This window comes from uncultured Rothia sp., from assembly GCF_963555405.1.
Taxonomy (GTDB): Bacteria; Actinomycetota; Actinomycetes; order Actinomycetales; family Micrococcaceae; genus Rothia.
Genome location: NZ_CAUVVO010000006.1, coordinates 21,537 through 38,178 on the forward strand (window position 1 = coordinate 21,537; position 16,642 = coordinate 38,178).

The following is a 16,642-nucleotide window of genomic DNA, read 5'->3' on the forward strand; positions in this document are numbered from 1 at the left end:
GCGTGAGCACCTCACCGAACAAGAACCCGCAGACTTCTGCAGCGGATCAGTACACTAAGCCCCCCACAGACGACCCGTTCGCACACGAACAGGAAGGCTTCCACAAGGGGCTTGGCGCACGTCAGCTCCAGATGATCGCCATCGGTTCCGCTATTGGTACCGGTCTGTTCCTGGGCACCGGTAGCCGCCTGCAGGACGCAGGCCCCATGCTCGCCGTCATCTACGCCGTCATCGGCTTCTTCGGCTACCTGATTCTGCGAGCCCTCGGCGAGCTGATTCTTCACCGCCCCTCCTCGGGCTCCTTCGTCTCCTACACCCGCGAATTCTACGGCGAAAAGGCCGCATTCGTATCCGGATGGCTGTACTGGCTGAACTGGGCAATGACCGCCGTTGCAGACGCCACCGCAATCGCCATCTACATCAGCTGGTTCGGTCGATACAACCAGTTCTTCGCAGATATTCCCCAGTGGCTCAGCGCATTCATCGTCGTTGTTGTCACCGTTGCTTTGAACCTCATCTCCGTGAAGCTCTTCGGTGAGCTGGAATTCTGGTTCGCACTCATTAAGATTCTTGCCCTGCTGTCCTTCATGGCGGTAGGTATCTGGTACCTGGTCTTCGGTGAACCCATCAACGGCGTCCGCCCCGGCCTTGAACTCATCGCAGCCAATGACGGCTTCTTCCCCAACGGTATTCTTCCCGCTCTTATCGTGGTTCAGGGCGTTGTGTTCGCCTACGCCGGTATCGAGCTGGTCGGCACCACCAGTGGTGAAACCAAGAACGTTGAGAAGGTTATCCCCCGCGCTATCAACACCGTGATTTGGCGTATCGCGATCTTCTACGTTGGTTCCGTGGTTCTGCTCTGCCTGCTCATGCCCTACACCGCGTACAAGGATGCAGAGTCGCCGTTCGTGACCTTCTTCGACTCGATCGGTATTGACGGTACCGCACCGATTATGCAGCTGGTCGTTATTACCGCGGCTGCTTCCTCGCTGAACGCTGGACTGTACTCCACCGGCCGTATCCTTCACTCGATGGGTGTTGCAGGTTCGGCACCGAAGTTCACCACCAAGGTGTCCCGCTCCGGTGTTCCGGTGGCAGGTATTCTGCTGACCGGTGTGATTGGCCTCTTCGGCGTTGTGCTGAACTTCTTCGTTCCTGAGCAGGCGTTCGAGGTCGTGCTGAACATCGCATCTGTGGGCACCATGGCTAGCTGGGCGGCTATCGCAATGTCGCACCAGAAGTACCTGAAGCTGGTCGGTGAGGGCAAGTACAAGCGCCCCAACTATCGCGCACCCGGCGGTCGTTTCAGCGACTGGGCTGTGATGGTGTTCCTCGCTGTTGTGCTGGTGCTGATGGCTCTGGATTACCCGGTGGGTACCTACACCCTGGCATCGCTGCTGGTGGTTATTCCGCTGCTGATTATCGGCTGGTACACGGTTCGTGACCGCGTCAACGAGATTGCTCGCGTCCGTGAAGGCTACACCGGTTCCGTGCCTGTGATTGCTGCCCGCCCCGTGGTGAAGAAGCTTGTTTCGGAGCCTCGTACCCACATTGACCTGGGTGAGCTGGACCTTGAGGACGAGGACAAGCCGAAGGGCAACTAACCCGACCGGCAGCTTCCGATCCCGTGATATCCCAGTGAAATCCCGGTGAAGGCGATGAGGGAGTTCTAGACCCTAGCCCTAAACCCTAGCCCGTAGGTTCCAGGAGCTCTAGACTCTAGAACCCCCTCCCTGCACGTCTTCCGTGTTCGCTTCCGTATTACATCCGTGTAATACATAAAGCAAAGTACATATTTACAGCATTTCTAATACGGTGTGTCCTGCAATATATTTTGAGATAATAGATATCCGCAGTGACCACCAGATGCACAAAGAAGTTTTGTGCAGATATTCAAAGGAGAAAATCATGACTGAACGTCCTAGCGCACACGCGGTGGAATTTGTTGACGTCGCCTCGATGGCGAAGTGGATTCAGAAGGACGGCGTAGGCAACATCATTGCCGGCATGGTCGACTTCCTCGAAGAAGACTTCAAGAAGTGGCAGAGCTTCGACAAGATCCCGCGCGTCGCCTCCCACACCCCCTTCGGTGTGATTGAGCTGATGCCCACCTCCGACAACATCACCTACTCCTTCAAGTACGTGAACGGCCACCCCTCCAACCCGGCACGCGGCTTCCAGACCGTGACCGCATTCGGTCTGCTCGCTGACGTAGACAACGGCTACCCCGTGTTCCTGGCTGAGATGACCCTGCTGACCGCGCTGCGTACCGCTGGTGTGTCCGCCATGGTTGCTAAGCACCTGGCACGCAAGGATTCGAAGAAGATGGCAATGATTGGTACCGGCTCGCAGTCTGAGTTCCAGGCGCTGGGTATGCGCGCTGTGCTCGGTATTGAGGACCTGTCCGTCTACGACGTCGATCCGCACGCGATGGAGAAGTTCCGCCGTAACCTGGAGCCGCTGGGCTTCCGCATCCACCTGGCTAAGGACGTGGACGAGGCTGTTGAGGGTGCCGACATTATTACCACCTGCACCGCCGATAAGCAGCAGGCGAAGGTTCTGCTGGACCGCCAGGTGAAGCCCGGCGTGCACCTGAACGCTATTGGTGGCGACTGCCCCGGCAAGACTGAGCTGGAAAGCGAAATTCTGGACCGCTCCACCGTGTTTGTTGAGTTCCCGCCGCAGACCCGCATTGAGGGCGAGATTCAGCAGAAGGACCCGGACTTCCCGGTGGTGGAGTTCTGGAAGGTGCTGACCGGTGAGGAGCCGGGCCGTGTCTCGGATGAGCAGATTACCCTGTTTGATTCGGTGGGCTTCGCGATTGCTGACTTCTCGGGTCTGCGTTATGCCCGTGCGGCTACGCAGGACACCGACCTGCAGCAGTTCATTGACCTGGTTGCTAGCCCGGATGATCCGAAGGATCTGTACTCGCTGGTGAACGTTAACGTTCCGGTGGGCTAAAGGGCTAAGCAGCCTGACGCTGAGTGGCCTTGAGCTGACGAGCCTGTAGGTGCGCCAGCATGGGCTGCGAGGTTGAGAGTGAATAAAGTGAGGGCCGGGGAGTGGTGACACTCCCCGGCTCCTTCTTGTGCGATTTTCTTATGCACAGATTCTTGTGCGCGGATTTTCTTATGGGCAACTTGTGAGCATTCTGCGGCTGGTTCGCCCGTTCTGCCCTTAGTCGGGTGCGGCTACTGGTGGGTGGCGATAATTTCACGCGCCTTCGCTATCTTCGCATCACGATCGGCCTTCAAATCATTCAGCAACGCCTGATTCTTCTCAATCAAAGGCCCCTGATAGGACGCCTCAAGATCACCCAAACGCTGAGCCAACCTCACCTTCTCACTACATTGAGCTTCAATGGTGGCCAGGCGAATAACCTCCTCCAACACTTTAGGATCATCAGCATTCAGACTGGCCAATTCTTTACTCGTCCATTCACCGTCCCCGGTGCGAGGCGTCAACCCTTTCTCACGCTGGCAGTCCCACCAATCCGAGCGGGCTTTCTTCCATTCAGGGTCACCCTGCGCACGCATGTACGCTTCACTACGGATACGACCGATGGGGCGGTACTTTTTCTCATCATCCTCATCAAAATAGAGCATATCCAGTTCTTCCCGATGCTCTTCGCGGCAGCTGGCCCTGACGTCTTCAGGGATGCTCTCATAAATCCTTTCCTGCTCATCTCTGACTTCGCTGGACGTAAAATGATTCGCCACATGCTTCACATTCCAGAGGCCATACTCGGAAGCGTTGCCAGAAACCAAGCCGTTTTCTAGAATTTCAAAATCGTATCCCTTTTTCGCGTAGCACTCTTTAAGAATCAACAAATACGCTCTATATGTTATATCTTCGGCCTGGTCACTCATGTCATATTCATCGAGCGGAAGAGTAATATAGTTATTTTCAAAATCCAGCTGGGCTTTGAGGCTAGTATCTTTAGGCGCAGCGGCACAGGAACTTAAAGCTAAAGCAAAGCAGGCGAGTAGGGCAACAGATTTCTTCATTGTTACCGACTCCTTTCAAACGGGAAAGTCAGGAGGAGCCCACAAACATTGGGCTCCTCCATCACAATTACCAGGGGCAGTGTACCTTTTCAATAGAACTAATACGATCATCCCAAGTCTCGCCCCAATGGAGACCCGCATGGCTTAGACCCCGCAGATAGTTGAGGTCGGAAGAAGACTCAAACCTGCGACCCGCAAGGTCGACGTCTTCGTAATAGCGCCACCGACACCCACCAGAATGCAATGAAGATGCACGGTCACTCATCCAACCCAAATGTTTCGTCCCCTCAGTTTCCATACGGGGCCCAAGGAAATTTGCATCCGAATAGAGAGTCACCCCAGCATATGCCGGAGGTGCTACCGCACCGAAAGTCACCGCAGCCGCACAGGCCGCAACAGCAAGAGACTTATTAAAGATCCTCATCAGAATCTCCTTTCAAAAGAATGACGCCGCGGTCATTCATATCCACAACCCGCAACCATTGGCGAGCCGAAGCCAGGAAATCCATCGCATGTCCCAAACTGAAATTGAGAGTGCGATTCTCATATCTCCTGTGATTTGCGTTAACACTAACACGCCTAGATAATTTCATGCGTGGTTTAAGCCGCCCAAACCACAACGAAAAAGGTTCCGACGCGCACACAACGCATCGGAACCTTTAAACACCTAACAAACAGCCGCCAAACTACGACGGAATCTGACCAAACACATGGCGGCGAACCCACGCATGCATCGCAATACCCGCAGCCGTCGCCGCATTCATCGAACGCGTCGACCCAAACTGCTCAATCGACAACGTGTCCTTAGCCGCCGCGTGCAACTCCTCCGACAAGCCCGGGCCCTCCTGACCAAAAACCAGCACGCACTTCTTCGGCAGATCATAAGTCTCCAGCGGCACCGAATCCGGAAAAATATCAATGCCAATAATCTCCAGACCCTCACCCTGCGCCCACGCCACAAAATCCTCAATCGTCGGATGATGACGCACATGCTGATAACGATCCGTCACCATCGCACCACGACGATTCCAGCGGCGACGCCCAATAATATGGACCTCCTTCGCCAACATCGCATTCGCAGTACGCACCACCGTGCCAATATTCAAATCATGCTGCCAATTCTCAATCGCCACATGAAAATCATGGCGGCGCGTATCCAGGTCAGCAATAATCGCGTCCATCGACCAGTAACGGTACTTATCCACCACGTTACGGCGGTCGCCCTCACGCAGCAGCTCCTCATCCCAATGGTCACCCTCAGGCCACGGACCCTCCCACGGGCCCACACCCACCTCAAAACGGGCAGTACCCTGCTCAGTACCCTCAACGGGTGCGCTCTCAGCTGCAGCCGCCTCAGCAGGCACAGCCTCAGCCGCCTCACGATTCTCAACCATCACAACCACCTTCACACCAACAACCGGCGCCACAACCGGCGCCCACAGAGCCATCTTACAGACAAAAACCCGCACCACCAGCCACACACAGCAGCCAGCGGCACGGGTTCACCCGCCGCAACGGGAATGCCTTAAAAAATCACGAAGTCCTCAGAACTCAGTCCACAGAGACTAGTCCAGGCCCAGCTCATCCTTCGAGTATGCGTACAGGCACGGAACGCCCGCAACCTCTTCCACATGCTCCTTCGCACCGGTCGCACGGTCAACAATCACAGCAACCGCCACAACCTCAGCGCCAGCCTTACGCAGCGCCTCAACAGCAGTCAGCGCCGAACCACCGGTAGTGGAGGTGTCCTCCACAGCAACCACGCGACGGCCCTCAACGCTCGGGCCCTCCACCTGACGGCCCATGCCGTAAGACTTCTGAGCCTTACGCACCACAAACGCATCAATCGCACGGTCCTGATCACCAGCAGCACGCATAATCGCGGTACCCACCGGGTCAGCACCCATAGTCAGACCGCCAGCGGCCTCAAACTCGATGCCGTTCTTATCCAGCAGGTCCAGCATGACCTGACCAACCAGGCGAGAAGCCTCGTGGTGCAGGGTGATGCGGCGCAGGTCAACGTAGTAGTCGGCTTCCTTGCCGGAGGCGAGGACCACGTGCCCGCGCACCACAGCCAGCTCCATAATCAGCTGACGCAGGCGTTCACGGGCTTCTTCAATGGGGAGGTTTTCAGAAAGCTTAGTCATAGTTCCAGTGTAGCGGCTCACGTGCAGGCGGCGCAGGCTATCCTGCGCTATCCCACTACCGCGTTATCCCGGCGCTAGGCTATTCCACCACGCGACCCACCGACGGCGGCAACGCAGCACGCAACTTCGTCAGCATCTCCTCATACTCGGCAGTCGGGTCGGAATCAGCCACGATAGCGCCACCCGCGGCAAGAGTCACCGTGCCCTCATCGTGCGCCACGAGCGTGCGAATCACAATCGACAGGTTCGCCGAACCATCCGCAGACACAAAACCCAGAGCACCCGAATACACGCCGCGAGCGCGACCCTCCAGGCGCTCAATAATCTGCATGGTCGAAGGCTTCGGGGCACCCGTCATCGAGCCGCCCGGGAAGCACGCCCGCGCGGCAGCCACCGCGGAAATTCCCTCACGCAGACGCGAACTGACCGTAGATACCAGCTGATGCACGGTCGAGTAGCTCTCCACACCCATGAGCACGGGCACGCGCACGGACGCCGGGTCAGACACCGTAGACAGGTCATTACGCAGCAAATCCACGATCATGAGGTTCTCAGCGCGGGTCTTCTCATCGGTACGCAACCATGCCGCTGCTGCGGCATCTTCTTCCGGGGTGGCGCCGCGCGGTACCGTGCCCTTAATCGGCTTGGTTTGCGCGTTGCGGTGCGTATCCACACTCAAAAAACGCTCCGGCGAAGAAGAAAGCACCGAAAAATCACCGCACCGCAAATACGCCGCATACGGCGCCGAATTGTGGGCGCGCTGGCGGCGATACAGCTCAAAGAAAAGCTCCGGGCTCGGATTCTGGATGCGCGCACTGGTCTGCGCGGTCAGGCACACCTCGTAGCTGTTGCCCTCGTAGATTTCGTGCTGACTAGCGCGAACAGAATCCATATAGGCTTCCGCGGCGGGTGCCGGGAAGAGTAGGGGCTCGGTGAGCTCAGGGGCGTTGACGGGAGTATTTTCGGAGGTGCACTCCCCCGCCGCACTCAGCAGCTGCTTCACCGCCTCACACCACGGCTCATCGCCCACCAGCCAGCTACGCGCCGCAACCCCCGGGCGGGCATGCTCGTGCACCAGGTAGCGGACCGCCGGCAACCACAGAGAATCCGGGGTCGGCGCCTCATGTGCCGGTAGGTAGCCCGGCACCGGGTGGCCGTGCTCCAAGCCCATGGCGGCACGCGCCTCATAGCCAAAATAGCCCACGTAACCGCCGCGCAAACCCGCGGGCAGGCCGGTTGCCACCGCGGCATCCGGGTGCACGCGCGGTGCGGAGGCGAGTGCCGCCTCCAGCTGGGCGAAGGGGTCTTCCCCGCCAGATTCAGCCGCCGCACGCGCAGAATCCACGCGCAGGGGCGACAGCTGCGCCGGAACCACGCCCACGTACGAGGCGACCGACATGGGCGACTCCTCGCGCGCCGAATCCAGCCAGAACGAATACTCAGCGCCAGCAGTTAACAGCGGGTACGCCTCCTCGCAGTTCACCGCGAAAGGAAGCGGGCGCACGGCAAGCTCCCGCGTCTGCGCATCCCACGGGATGCTCTGCAGGCTACTCGGCAGGGCATGCGGGGAGGCAGAAGCGGGAGCGTTCGGGGTAGACAAAATACGGTCCGCGGAAGTTTCAGTCACGGACTCCATTGTATGGCGTGCAGGCGAACCGGCGGTTTAGTGAACAACCGCGGGGGCTTCGCCGTTCTCGCTGGTCATCGGCAGACCGGCAGCAAACCACGCGCTGGTGCCGCCCGCAATGTTGTGTGCGGCGTAGCCATGCTCGCGCAGGAAGGTTGCCGCGCGGTTCGAACGGCCGCCACCGTGGCAGATGACGTAGAAGTCCTCGCCCGGCGCGGGCAGTTCTTCCAGACGCTCAGCGATGGTGCCGAGGGTGATGTGCTTGGCGCCGGTCGCGTGGCCACCCTCCCACTCGTAGTCTTCACGCACGTCGATGATGGTTGCGCCTTCGGGAACGTCGCGGGGGTCAACCTGGGGTACAGCGGTCATGGGGTTCTCCTTTGAAATGATTAAAAATGAGCCGGTCGGCACGGCGGGGTGCCGGGTGGGCATAGTTGTGGTTCCACTCTATCGCGTTGAGGGCACGAGGCGCATCTAGCCCGGTATTTGGGGGTTTGTGGGTTCCCGAAATGGTGCATACGAAAAAATCGAAATGGTTTTTCATGCACTGCATGAGAATTCATTCTGTGAAATATAGGTGCGTTCCATGTATACATATGCATGGGTAAGGGTATACACTTATACACATATTGTCCGGGTCACACAGAAAACCGGGCGCAACAGAAAAGAATTTTCACCATGTCCAACACCATCACAGGTGCCGAACCCAAGGACACCAAGACCTTCTTCGGCCACCCGAGCATGCTCGCAAACCTGTTCACCGTAGAAATGTGGGAGCGCTTCTCCTTCTACGGCATGCAGGGCATCATGATCTACTACCTGTACTACACCGCCGACAAGGGCGGCCTGGGCCTCGACAAGGACCTCGCCACCGGCGTTATCGGCGCGTACGGTGCAGTCGTGTACCTCATGGCAATCCTCGGCGGTATCCTCGGTGACCGAATCCTCGGCCCCGAGCGTACCCTCTTCTACTCCGCCATCGGCATTATGGCGGGTCACATCTCCCTCTCCCTCATCCCCGGCGTACCGGGCGTCATCATCGGCCTGTTGCTGGTCGCTATCGGCTCCGGCGGTCTGAAGAGTAACGCATCCGTGCTGGTCGGCTCGCTCTACGGCGACCACGACTCCCGCCGCGATGCAGGCTTCACCATCTTCTACATCGGCGTGAACACCGGTGCACTCCTCGGTCCGCTCCTGACCGGTTGGGGCTGGCAGACCGGCGGCTTCCACCTCGGCTTCGGCCTTGCCGCAATCGGTATGGCTGCCGGCCTGATTCAGTACTCGCTGACCCGCAAGAACCTGCCTGAATCCGTACACCACGTGGGCACCCCCTTCACCGGCGCACAGAAGCGTAACTTTTTCCTGGCACTGGTCGGTATCGTCGTGGTTCTCGGCATTCTGCTGGCAACCGGCCTGATGACCGCAGACAACCTCAAGAACTGGGTCATGGGCTTCATCTTCATCGGTGCAATCGCCCTGTTCGCACAGATGCTGACCGCTAAGGACGTTACCTCCGATGAGCGTTCCCGCGTCACCGCATTCATCCCCCTGTGGATTGCAAACGCCGTGTTCTGGGCACTGTACCAGCAGCAGTTCACCGTCATGGCGGTGTACTCGGATGAGCGCCTCGACTGGCACATCCTGGGTATGCAGCTGAGCCCGAACCTGGTCAACTCCATCAACCCTGTCTTCATCATCATCTTCGGCATGATGTTCTCCGCCCTGTGGACCAAGTGGGGCGACCGCCAGCCGGTCACCACCCTGAAGTTCTCCGCAGCGCTGATTATTATTGGTCTGGCGTTCTGGATTTTCCTTGCCCAGGCGGGCGTTCAGAGCGTGAACGTCGGCTGGATTGTGCTGATTCTGTTCGTCTGCACCATCGCCGAGCTGATCATTTCGCCGGTCGGTATTTCGCTGGCGACCAAGCTCGCACCGAAGGCGCACCGCGTGAACATGATGGCGTTGTACTTCACCTCCGTGGCAATGGGTACCGTGCTGTCGGGTTGGCTGGCTCCGTTCTACAGCATGGAGACCGAGGTTCCCTACTTCACCTGGATGGGTATTATCACCATCGCGACCGGTATTCTGCTGTTCCTGGTGCACAAGCCGGTTCAGAAGATGATGCGCGGCGTGAAGTAACCGCAAAATTGCTTGTCTAGACTGCTGACTCGCTGTTTTCAGGCGGCGTGAGCGTATGAGGCTAGTGCATATAGGCTAGGGGCCCCAAATCCTTGAGTTATCAAGGGTTCGGGGCCCTTGCTGTATGCGCTGGCACATGCCCTGTTGTATGCGCCGACAACCGGGGCTCCAGAGGGTTTTCCTTAATGAGACAATCCGCGCGGATTTTCTTATTAAGCGCCTTAATAAGAAAATCGGGGTGTATTGTCTTATTAAGACCCCACCCAAACACAAGCACAAGGCACAAGCCGCAAGACGACCCCCAGGAGGAGGAACCATGCCCACAGCCATCACCTGGCCCGCCCTCGAATGGGAGCCGCAAGCCCCCTGGGTTCACCGGGACGCCCTCGCCTCCCGACGCGCAACGCGCCGCAACTCCGGCACCTTCTCCAGCGCCGTACCCGCCTCCATTGCCGAACTCAACGTCGAACTCAGCTCCGCACTGCGAGCGCGCCTCCAAGAGAACACCACCGCCATGACCCGCTTCGATGAGCGGCTCCACCATATTGGCGGTATCCCCTTCTCCGCGGTTCTTCTGCGCGGCGAATCCGCGTCCAGCTCGCAGATTGAAAACCTCACCGTTAGCGCACGCAGGCTCTCGCTTGCCGTCCTGGGTGCAAGCGGGTCGAAGGTCGGTGTTAACGCCGAGCTGGTGGCGCGCAATGTTCACGCCATGCGTGCAGCCCTAAACACGGCAGAAAACATTAGCGTTGATAACATCCTGGCGATGCACCGCGAACTGACTCGCGGCCTGCAGCAGGACTCCGGCGTGCTTCGCACCCAGTGGGTGTGGATTAAGGGTGATTCACCCGTGACCGCCGACTACGTGGCACCGCATCACGAGCGGGTTCCTGCCGCCCTCGAAGACCTCGTAGCCTTCATGAACCGCCGCGATATTGACCCCCTCGCACAGGCGGCTATCGCGCACGCCCAATTTGAGACCATCCACCCCTTCACCGACGGCAACGGTCGAACCGGGCGAGCCCTCATCTCCGCGCTCCTGCTCGCCCGCGGCGTCACCCGCCACGTGATTCTGCCCGTCTCCTCCGGCCTGTTGCACGATACCGAAGGGTACGTTCAGGCGCTCACCGACTACCGTGCAGGCGACGCCGAACCCATTATCGAGCTCTTCATTGACGCCACTCAGAAGGCAATCACCAACGCAGAAATTCTGGCGAAAGACATTGAAACCCTGCGCGATGAGGTGCTGTCCATTGCCCAGCGTAAAACCCCTCTCCTGCGTTCCCTCGCCGACCTGTGCTGCACCGAGCCTGCCTTCACCGCGCGCATGGTGGAGGAGCACACGCAGGGGTCTCGAGCTAGCGTGTACCGCCTCCTCAACCGCATGGTGGAGCTGCAGATTCTACGTGAAGAGCGCGTCAAAATTCAGGGGCAAAAAGTGTGGACTGTCCCCGCACTCAACCGTGCCCTCGACAACTTCGCGGCACGAGCAGGACGGCGCGGATAGGCACGCCACCGAGGCCTAGAATCCGCACGAAAACTCTGCGGCCGTAGGCGGGTTCCCACGCGCGGAACTACTGCGCGGGACTGTGACGATTTATTTCTTCACATGAACGCACATGACGACATACAGGGTCAAAAAGGGACGCATTAAGCCACGAACAGAAATCTACTAGACAGCCCTCAACCACAGGTCTAAGGTGATTCCAGAACGAGTCGGAAAACCCCTTCCGGCACGACCCTTCAACCCTTAGCCGAGGAGAAAATCATGGCACTTTACCTGGTAGAACTGACCCCCGCACAGCCGTCCAAGGACGAAGCAACCGCACTCATCGAGACCGTCAACTCGTCCCTGACCAACGGCGCCGAGCTCATCGAAACCCAGGTCTCCGCAGACCACAAGATCGTCTTCGTCATCGTCGAATCCGAGAACACCGCATTCGGCCCCGACCTCGCCGCAGCAATCGGTGAGCGCGCAGCCGTCGCAGGCCCCGACGCAGTCCGCCTGGTCGGCGCAGAGCTCGAAGACATCAAGAAGCTCAAGAAGGACGCAGACTACCTGGTTGAGTGGGACATCCCCGCAGAAATCACCATGGAACAGTACCTGACCCGCAAGAAGGCAAACGCCCCCAAGTACGCTGAAGTACCCGAGGTTTCCTTCCTGCGCACCTACGTTCGCGAAGACACCGCCAAGTGCCTCTGCTTCTACGACGCACCCGACGAAGAAGCTGTTGTTCGCGCCCGTAAGGCCGTCAGCACCCCCATTGACCGACTGTTCAAGCTGCACGCATAGACGCGATGCTCCCCTCTTAGGAGAAACCCCATGTCCGAGTTCACTCTCGAACCCCTCTACGACTACCCCCAGCGCGAGCAGGTGCTCGCACTCGCCCGAACCCACGCTAGCGCGGTTGACCGCGGTGAGCGTTCCCCCTTCGAGAACCTGCGCGAAATCGCTAAGGACGGCCTGATTACCCTGGGCCGTGACGGCGGCTCCCTGGTCCCCCAGGTTTCGGTAGCGTTCGACCTTGCCACCGAGGATGCCTCCACGGCGTTCTCCCTGTGGGCTCACCGCTCCACCATCGCGTTCTTTGACGCTGTGGGTCGCGAACTGCCCGAGGGCCTGTCGGATGCGACCGTTAGCGGCACCACCGCAATGGCGGCAGCGTACAAAGAGGCTTCGGGCCTGGCACCGATCAAGGTTGAGGGCACCCTCGTTGAGGACGGCCTGAAGCTGAACGGTTCCGTGTCGTGGGCGTCGAATCTGTACCCGGGCGGCGTGATTGTTCTTCCGGTGGCTGTGCAGAACGCCCCGGAGAGCCACCCGAACCGCTACATTGTGACGGTTCGCCAGGACGTTGAAGGTCTGAGCATTCAGTATCACCGCAACCTGCTGGCGCTGAACGGCACCGAGTCCGGCACCCTGAAGTTCGAGGACGTTTTCGTTCCGAGCGAGGACATTCTGAGCGACAACATTGAGGCGTTCCTGCACGATGTGACCGCGCCGTTCCTGCTGGTTCAGTCGTCGTTCTGCCTGGGTCTTGCCGCTGGCGCCCTGCAGGAGGCTGCTAAGCACCTGGACGTCTCTCAGGGCGTATTCCGTCCTGAGTTCCCGCTGATTCTGACCGAGTACCAGAGCCTGCGTGAGGAACTGATTCGTCTGGCGTCTGAGCCGGAGCGTGCTGAGCGTCGTGACATGCTGAGCCTGCGCCTGGGTGTTTCGCACTTTGCAACCATTGCTACTCACTTTGAGCTGCAGGTTGTTGGAGGCGCCGGTTACGTGGCTGATTCCCCGACGGCTCGCCGCCTGCGTGAGGCGACGTTCTTGCCGGTTCAGTCCCCGACCGAGGGTCACCTGCGTTACGAACTGGCGCGTTACGATCACTTGGAGAACCTGCGTGACGCTCTCTAAGCCACTGAGCTACGTGTAGCGAGTGTTTTTATTCGCTCTTTGCATCAATACCCTGTATATGCCTTGAACTGCATATACGGGGTATTGATGCTTTCTGGGCTATATACGCGATATAGAGCCCACGATAAGAGAATATATGCACCACTCAACGTATCCCTGCTCATATTTACAGCCGTTTAGCTGTGACCCACGCTTGTATACGCGTAGAATGATGTGGAATTTTATACACCACCACATTCACCTCAGGAGCTCCCTTTGAGCATCTCTAAGCTTCTCGGCTTTGACTGGTCGATCCACGGCGACGGCCGCAGCATCAAGCCTGGTTCCTTCGTTGCCCCGAACGAGCGCCTCGCATGGCCGATCACCATCGGTATCGGCGCGCAGCACGTGGTCGCAATGTTCGGCGCGACCTTCCTCGTGCCGATTATTACCGGCTTCCCGCCGGCAACCACCCTGTTCTTCTCGGGTATCGGTACGGTCCTGTTCCTGCTGATTACCCGCGGACGCGTCCCCTCCTACCTGGGTTCCTCGTTCGCATTCATTGCACCCCTGGCGGCTGCTATGAACTCGCACGGCCCGGCTGGTGCCCTCGGCGGTATCGTCATGGCGGGTGCGGCGCTGTTCCTGGTCGGCCTAATCGTTCAGTTCGCTGGCACCGGCTGGCTCACCAAGCTCATGCCCCCGGTCGTGACCGGTTCGATTGTGGCGCTGATTGGCTTCAACCTGGCGAAGAGCGCTAAGGACAACTTCATGGTGGCACCGGTGACCGCGCTGGTGACCCTGTGCTCCATCATCCTGATTTCGGTGCTCTTCAAGGGCATTATTGGTCGCCTGTCCATCCTGCTGGGTGTGGGTATCGGCTACATCACCGCCGTGATTCGCGGTGAGGTGGACTTCTCCAAGATTGACAAGGCTGTGCAGACCCAGGGCATCATTGGCCTGCCGCAGTTCCAGACCCCCGAGTTCCACTGGGAGCTCGCCGGCCTGTTCATCCCCGTGATTCTGGTGCTCGTGGCTGAGAACATCGGCCACGTGAAGTCTGTTGCTCTGATGAGCGGCAAGAACCTGGACGACTACTCGGGTCGCGCCCTCATGGCGGACGGCCTGGCAACCACCATCGCCGGTTTCGGCGGCGGTTCCGGTACCACCACCTACGCTGAGAACATCGGCGTTATGGCTGCAACCAAGGTGTACTCCACCGCGGCGTACTGGGTGGCTGCTATCTTCGCGATTGCGCTGTCCATGTTCCCCGCATTCGGTGCGGCAATTGCGACCGTCCCGGCGGGTGTTCTGGGCGGTGCCGCAACCGTTCTGTACGGCATGATCGGTATGCTCGGCGCACGTATTTGGAGCGAGAACCGCGTGAACTTCTCGAACCAGATCAACCTGACCACCGCCGCTGTGGCCCTGATCGTGGGTATTGCGGACTACACCTGGACCTTCGGTGAACTGTCCTTCGCCGGTATTGCTCTGGGTACCGCGGCAACCCTGATTATCTTCCACCTGATGACCTTCATTGCGAAGTACACGAAGGCTGCCGGCGACCCGCTGGAGCCCTTCGACCCTGAGAAGAGCGCTGAGGGACACTAGACTCCTCACCGCCCATGGGAGTGATACTCCTGAGGCGTAGGCTGCAGAAAAGCGGCCCGGATGGATTGGTTTCCATCCGGGCCGCTTTTGCGCGTTAGCCCGATATTCGGTTAGGCCAGGCGGTATGTCGTATTGCGGTTACCTCGACCACCTTCACGGGTAATGACTCCTTCTTGAAGGAGCTTCGTGAGGACGTACCGGACCTGCGGCTTCTGCAGCTCAGCAAAAGGCCCAGGAAGAGCACCCATGATGTCCTCGATACCGGCGGGGTGGCGTAGCGAGCGCAGAGCCAGGAGCACCGCCTCCTGACGGTTACTAGGAACCGTGGGTGACGATTGGCGCGGGTCTATCTCCGACTTCTGCTGCGGTGAACTAACATCGGCGATACGAGCACCATCCAGAGGCTCCCTGCTAATAATCGCGGTAAAACGAATGACCCCATCAATGAATTGGATGGGTTTCAGCCCTGCCTGACGCACCGCCTCCTGTGCCGTGTAGATGCCACTACCCTCACCTTCGATGACTCGGTATCCGTCGTCAGGGGTTGTTACATGCGTGCAGACGTCATACAGGCGGTCATTCACGCGGGAGCGTTCGCCATACTCTTGCAGACGCTGGAGAGTGATTCCGTACAGACCGCCGGGGTTCTCTACAGAGATTCGGTCAGGGAAAATCCTGACGCGCACCTCTTCGGTATCTGCTTTGGGGTTGAGGCTGCGGTGTACGAGGGCATTCGACAGAATCTCACGAAGGGCGATATCGGGTACTTCCTGCCCGTTGATGAGGTGCCCGTTGGACAGTTCGACAACCGGGTGTGCCAGGTTCCGTTTGACCCATGCCAGAGTCTCTTCGAGCATGGCGGGGATGGGGCCGTCCGCCTCAAACTTGTCGAGGTTGCGGGCTTTACCGCTTGGGTCAATGACGACTCCGGTAACTTTGAGCGAGGGCCTGAACTCCTGAGGGTAAGAACCCAAGGCGTACAAGCCCGCAAGGGAAAGGTTGTCGGTTCCGAGGGCGATAATTCCCTTGCGTCGGAGCACCTCTTCATCGGAGCTTCCGGCGAGGCGGCGCGATTTAGCACGCACGTCTCGCAGATATGCAGCCTTGAGCCCTTCGTCTAGGTCAGCCATGGAGGTGTATTCCACCGGCTCTTCATCAAACCCGGTGCGTGTCCGCTGGGCTACCATCAGGTCGGTTTCGTGGCGGCTCATTTCGTGGTCACCGTCGCCGGAACGCACGTACGCTTTACCGCCAATGTAGGCAGGGCGTTCGTAGGGAGGCAGCGGAGGGATGGCGGCAACAAAGATTTTGGCGCCTTCGTAGAGGATGGTGCCGGATTCCATGGTGTTCGGCGGCTTAAGGCCCCTGCGGAGCTTGTTGCCGAGGGTTTTTTCTAGGTCTGCCGGGTCGTATACGCCGACAGGTGCAAAGTCATTATTCTCGTCTAGGCCGCAGATGATGATTCCGCCCGTGGAACTATTGGAGAAGCTACTGAGGGTTGCGTCTAGGCTTCCGGGGTAGCCGCCGTGGGCTTTTTTGACCTCAATAAACTGCGTATCGCTGCCGTGGGTGCGCAGTAGTTTGATGGTTTCAGCAAGCCATTCGGGGGTCCATTCCACGTTGTTCATACAAAAAATTTTAGTCTAGACACAAATCAGATGTAAATCAGACACAAAAATTTGAGTCTAGACATAAATTTTTATGTCTAGACTCAAATTTTTTA

General features: G+C 58.6%; 13 protein-coding genes. 7 read left to right on the top strand and 6 right to left on the bottom strand.

The genetic code is table 11. The features are described 5' to 3' along the window. Positions 1-2: 2 nt before the first annotated feature. Together RWL87_RS05390 and RWL87_RS05395 are read left to right on the top strand one after the other, a co-directional pair. Entirely contained in the window at positions 3-1,604 is a 1,602-nt protein-coding gene (locus tag RWL87_RS05390) for an amino acid permease (RefSeq protein ID WP_313969166.1), read from the top strand. Positions 1,605-1,908: 304 nt separating this feature from the next. Continuing rightward, positions 1,909-2,961 carry an ornithine cyclodeaminase gene (locus RWL87_RS05395; RefSeq protein ID WP_005504242.1) on the top strand — a complete coding sequence of 351 codons (1,053 nt, stop codon included), beginning with the start codon at positions 1,909-1,911 and terminating at the stop codon, positions 2,959-2,961. Between the two features lie 230 nt (positions 2,962-3,191). On the opposite strand, the gene RWL87_RS05400 is transcribed toward RWL87_RS05395, so the two are convergent. From RWL87_RS05400 to RWL87_RS05420, 5 genes are all read right to left on the bottom strand, one after another. Then, positions 3,192-4,007, bottom strand: a complete 816-nt coding sequence (locus RWL87_RS05400; protein WP_313969167.1) for a hypothetical protein — start codon at positions 4,005-4,007, stop codon at positions 3,192-3,194. A 686-nt stretch (positions 4,008-4,693) separates the two neighbouring features. Further along, positions 4,694-5,401 carry an RNA methyltransferase gene (locus RWL87_RS05405; RefSeq protein WP_313969168.1) on the bottom strand — a complete coding sequence of 236 codons (708 nt, stop codon included), beginning with the start codon at positions 5,399-5,401 and terminating at the stop codon, positions 4,694-4,696. A gap of 171 nt (positions 5,402-5,572) precedes the next feature. Further along, the gene (gene pyrE / locus RWL87_RS05410) at positions 5,573-6,154 is read right to left on the bottom strand and encodes an orotate phosphoribosyltransferase (RefSeq protein ID WP_005504234.1); all 582 of its coding nucleotides are present in this window, start codon (positions 6,152-6,154) and stop codon (positions 5,573-5,575) included. Positions 6,155-6,233: 79 nt separating this feature from the next. Continuing rightward, entirely contained in the window at positions 6,234-7,790 is a 1,557-nt protein-coding gene (gene pabB, locus RWL87_RS05415; RefSeq protein ID WP_313969169.1) for an aminodeoxychorismate synthase component I, read from the bottom strand. Positions 7,791-7,817: 27 nt separating this feature from the next. Further along, a complete protein-coding gene (locus RWL87_RS05420; protein ID WP_294632409.1) occupies positions 7,818-8,150 on the bottom strand; it encodes a rhodanese-like domain-containing protein in 333 nt (110 codons plus the stop codon). Positions 8,151-8,459: 309 nt separating this feature from the next. On the opposite strand from RWL87_RS05420, the gene RWL87_RS05425 reads away from it, so the two are divergent. The 5 genes from RWL87_RS05425 (at position 8,460) to RWL87_RS05445 (ending at position 14,919) form a co-directional block, all read left to right on the top strand. Continuing rightward, a complete protein-coding gene (locus RWL87_RS05425; protein ID WP_313969170.1) occupies positions 8,460-9,920 on the top strand; it encodes an oligopeptide:H+ symporter in 1,461 nt (486 codons plus the stop codon). A 316-nt stretch (positions 9,921-10,236) separates the two neighbouring features. Beyond that, positions 10,237-11,427, top strand: a complete 1,191-nt coding sequence (locus RWL87_RS05430) for a Fic family protein (protein ID WP_313969171.1) — start codon at positions 10,237-10,239, stop codon at positions 11,425-11,427. 261 nt (positions 11,428-11,688) lie between these two features. After that, positions 11,689-12,213 (top strand): DUF4242 domain-containing protein, encoded by a 525-nt coding sequence (locus RWL87_RS05435; RefSeq protein ID WP_005507939.1) that lies wholly within the window; start codon positions 11,689-11,691, stop codon positions 12,211-12,213. A gap of 30 nt (positions 12,214-12,243) precedes the next feature. Then, the gene (locus tag RWL87_RS05440; RefSeq protein WP_313969172.1) at positions 12,244-13,329 is read left to right on the top strand and encodes an acyl-CoA dehydrogenase family protein; all 1,086 of its coding nucleotides are present in this window, start codon (positions 12,244-12,246) and stop codon (positions 13,327-13,329) included. A gap of 255 nt (positions 13,330-13,584) precedes the next feature. Next, positions 13,585-14,919 carry a solute carrier family 23 protein gene (locus RWL87_RS05445; RefSeq protein WP_313969173.1) on the top strand — a complete coding sequence of 445 codons (1,335 nt, stop codon included), beginning with the start codon at positions 13,585-13,587 and terminating at the stop codon, positions 14,917-14,919. 110 nt (positions 14,920-15,029) lie between these two features. On the opposite strand, the gene RWL87_RS05450 is transcribed toward RWL87_RS05445, so the two are convergent. Further along, the gene (locus RWL87_RS05450; protein WP_313969174.1) at positions 15,030-16,547 is read right to left on the bottom strand and encodes an ATP-binding protein; all 1,518 of its coding nucleotides are present in this window, start codon (positions 16,545-16,547) and stop codon (positions 15,030-15,032) included. Between the last annotated feature and the right edge of the window lie 95 nt (positions 16,548-16,642).